This window comes from Lyngbya sp. CCY1209, from assembly GCF_035615495.1.
In the GTDB taxonomy this organism is placed as follows: domain Bacteria; phylum Cyanobacteriota; class Cyanobacteriia; order Cyanobacteriales; family Microcoleaceae; genus Limnospira.
Map to the genome: position 1 here is coordinate 1 of NZ_JAJENU010000450.1, position 3,421 is coordinate 3,421.

Sequence of the window (3,421 nt, forward strand, 5' to 3'; positions counted from 1 at the left end):
CCATCCCCCCCAACCCCCATCCCCCCCAGCCCCCATCCCCCCCAGCCCCCCTTTGAAAGGGGGGAGTAAGGGGGGAGTAAGGGGGGAGATAGGGGGGAACCGGACAATTGCTCCCCTCGCCCAGAATTGGGAGAGGGGTTGGGGGAGAGGGCCAGTCACGATTCAACCTCCAAATTCACCGAGCCGGGCCGCAATATTTCCCAACTCCCCTGTTCCGTCCACCGGACCACCGTGGAGGGAATGGGGGCGATCGCTTTCCAACCCTCCGCAGCATCCAGGGTCAAAACCTCCGGAAATTGGGTGACTATTTCTCCGGCGGTTAAAAGGGGCGGCTGTCCCGATAAGTTGGCGCTGGTGGTGGCCAGGGGACCGGTGCGCCGCAAAATTTCTCGCGCGATCGCACAATCGGGAACCCGCAGGCCGATGGTCGTCGGATCGGTGGGGTTCATCACCGGGGGCACCGCTTCGGAGGCGGGGAGGACGAGGGTTAACGCCCCAGGCCAATAGCGGCGGGCGATTTTTTGCCAAAATTGCAACTCGTCGGGTCGGCCGTCCACGAAGGGCCACAGCGATTCGGCGATCGCACCCATCAGAATCAGCGGTTTGTCCGGCGGACGCCGTTTCGCCTCGAAAATCAGGGGGGCGCGATCGGGCCAGACCGCCAACGCCGGGACGGTATCAGTGGGAAAACTGACGACCGCATCTCCCGCGATCGCGGCTTGGACCAGTTTTTCTGTGGAAACCAGAGGCATTTGAATTGGGGTGTGGGGTGTGCTCGGTGGGGTGTGGGGAGGAGAATCTAACATCAGGGCGCCGGCTTTGCGCCCCTACAATCTAAAATTTCATCATTTTCGGTGGGCGATCGCGAATCGATCTAAGCCGGCCAGGTCGGGGACGATCTGGATCGAGTGGTAATTGCCCTGGGAACGGAGGATTTCGGCGACGGCTTCTCCCTGGCCGGCCATCATTTCCACGATGAAGATTCCCCCCGATCGCAAATAGTCGGGACTCGCCGCGGCCAGGTGGCGGATGCAATCCAAGCCGTCTGAGCCGCCGTCTAAGGCTTCGTGGGGTTCGTGGCGGGTGACTTCCGGTTGCAGGTTCAAAACCTCCTCGGAGGGGATGTAAGGGGGGTTGGAGACCACGCCGCAGACCTCTCCTTTAAGAAATGTCAGGGGGGTCCACCACGATCCTTGATAGAACCGGATTCGATGTTCCCAACCCGAGATTTTGGCGTTGTGGCGGGCGATCGCCAGGGCCTGATGAGAGCGATCGACGGCGTGGATGGTGGCTTTCGGGAACACCTCCGCCAACCCCAAGGCGATCGCGCCGCTTCCGGTTCCCAGATCCGCCCAATCCCCTTCCGCCAGGTTTTTCCCGATTTCTTCAACCGCCCCCCGGGCCAAATCGACAATCAACTCCGTTTCCGGGCGGGGGATGAGGACGCCGGGGGCCACGGTCAAAGAAAAATGTCGCCAGTGGGCTGTCCCCAGCAGGTATTGCAGGGGGACCCGTTCTTTGAGGCGGCGATCCCACAGTTCCACAATTTCCGGCCAGGGGCGTTTGAGGGCAATTTGGGGGCGATCGCGGAACGATTCCCACCGCAGGTCCAGCCGTTCCAGGTCGCTGAAGGCTTCCAGGAGTCGGTCTAACTCGATGGGGGAAATCTCGGCGGCGATCGCATCCGTCCGCGCCTGCCGCCACCACTGCCACAGTTGAGAACCGGACAGGGTGGGGCTTTCAGGTAAACGTCGGTCGCGATCGCCCATCCTCAGCAACTTGCCCCCATCTAGGGTTGATTATCTCTGAGATATTGCAACGTTTCCCGGGGCGGAACCAAGATGATCCGATCCAAAAACTGGTGGTCATCGGTGCGGAACGCCTCCAGCAGCGCCTCCAGCGGCACCACCTGGATAGTGACAGAGGAAATCAAATCCGGTTGTTGTTGCTGGAACTGGGTCAGCATCCCCTGCAAATCTTCCTTGTAGAAGAACATCGGGATCACCTGCTCCTCCCCGCGCTGAATGGTCAGATATCCGTCGTCCGGGCCCCCTTTGGCCATGAACAGGGGCACGCCGTTGAACTCGTTGGGCGATCGGCCATTTTGCTCCATCACGGCCCGGGCGGAATCCACCTGCGCTTGTACCGGGACGTAGGCGAATTGGAGGTCGTCGGGATTATTTCGTCCCTGCTCATTCATCTGGTACACTTCACCCAGAGAAACGGGAGTGACCCGCACCGAATTCGCCAATTCCGGATTGCGGTTTCGCAAATTTTCCACAAACTTGAGGGCATCCTGGCGACTGATAAACACCCCGGCTACCGAAGCGGTGTCGCTGCTGTTCTGTCCCGCCGGAACCGTTGCCACCAGCGGCGCACCGTTGGCATCCGTAATCGTAAAAACCGGGACGGGGCCGAGTTTCGCTTTGATCTCATCAATCGTCAAAGCCTGAACGGGAGCCGTTCCCAGCAGGGGCGAGGATGCTTTCCAAGGCAAAGACACCGGGTTGAGGAGCAAATGGCTGCCAATGACTCCCAATACCAGACCGATACGAACAAACGATTTCATCATATTTTTAACTTACAATCCCGATCATTCAGACTCGACAAATAGATTGGTCATAACTTCTCTTTACGGGAATCCTTTCCGGATAGGGTACGGACTCGGGCAGATTCCCCATAGTGCCGCCGGACCCGGAAGGTGGGGCTCGATGAAGCCATCCGTTGCTATCCCGGTCGCCTTTCCCCAGATAGCTTCCCAGACGAAGCCAGTCCGAATTTTTCTCCCGAACCGCCGACCCATTTTTTCCGGAGTGGCTTCCGCAAGTCGCCAGCCAGATTGTCTGGATGTTAACACAAATCTCCGATTCGTCCCACTTGACATCCTCCCCGCCGTAAACGGACGGGGATTCCTACCAGTCGAACAGCCGAGGCCGAACGGACTCTTAGCGGGATCGGGATCAAATGTGGGATGATTTCGTTGGCGATCGCGGATCCATGCCGATTCACCTGCTATCCCATCGATCTCTACATGACCAAAAAAGGCGATCGCCCCAGAGCAGATGCCGGCCGATGTTGCCGTCGGCGCTTGTGTCGGTGATGTTGATGACATCCGGAATGGCGCGATCGACTCCCTACACTCTACATCCTACACCCGACACCCTTGCCCCGCGCTATAGAGGGTGGATTTTATGGGGTTGGTGGTGGGGATATTATCGTGGCGATCGCCCTTCGATTTGACCGGGTTTTGACCCCAATTATTAAATTTAAAAGGCAACATTTTTCTTCTCTTTTCTCTCTTCGTTTGTCCAAGGAGGCCCCAGATGTGTTATCTATATGTTTGCAGTGCGATTCGTTCGGGAATGAAATAGGGCTGAAATGCCTGAAATAACCTCCCGGTAAGGCTTCCATCCCCTTGGAT

The 3,421-nt window shown here is 58.2% G+C and carries 4 protein-coding genes; all 4 read right to left on the minus strand.

Annotation, left to right across the window (positions count from 1 at the left end; genetic code table 11):
- Window positions 1-155: 155 nt before the first annotated feature.
- Entirely contained in the window at window positions 156-752 is a 597-nt protein-coding gene (locus tag LKE08_RS14135; RefSeq protein WP_324704879.1) for an L-threonylcarbamoyladenylate synthase, read from the minus strand.
- A gap of 93 nt (window positions 753-845) precedes the next feature.
- Window positions 846-1,769: a peptide chain release factor N(5)-glutamine methyltransferase gene (gene prmC / locus LKE08_RS14140; protein WP_324704880.1), complete on the minus strand. Its 924-nt coding sequence runs from the start codon at window positions 1,767-1,769 to the stop codon at window positions 846-848.
- Window positions 1,770-1,789: 20 nt separating this feature from the next.
- Entirely contained in the window at window positions 1,790-2,572 is a 783-nt protein-coding gene (locus tag LKE08_RS14145) for a Tic22 family protein (RefSeq protein WP_324704881.1), read from the minus strand.
- Between the two features lie 576 nt (window positions 2,573-3,148).
- Entirely contained in the window at window positions 3,149-3,280 is a 132-nt protein-coding gene (locus LKE08_RS14150) for a hypothetical protein (protein ID WP_324704882.1), read from the minus strand.
- Between the last annotated feature and the right edge of the window lie 141 nt (window positions 3,281-3,421).

Excerpts from the sequence above, each read along its gene's own strand:
- LKE08_RS14135 (WP_324704879.1), bottom strand. The coding sequence starts at position 752 with ATGCCTCTGGTTTCCACAGAAAAACTGGTCCAAGCCGCGATCGCGGGA.
- LKE08_RS14145 (WP_324704881.1), bottom strand. The coding sequence starts at position 2,572 with ATGATGAAATCGTTTGTTCGTATCGGTCTGGTATTGGGAGTCATTGGC.
- prmC (WP_324704880.1), bottom strand. The coding sequence starts at position 1,769 with ATGGGCGATCGCGACCGACGTTTACCTGAAAGCCCCACCCTGTCCGGT.
- LKE08_RS14150 (WP_324704882.1), bottom strand. The coding sequence starts at position 3,280 with ATGTTGCCTTTTAAATTTAATAATTGGGGTCAAAACCCGGTCAAATCG.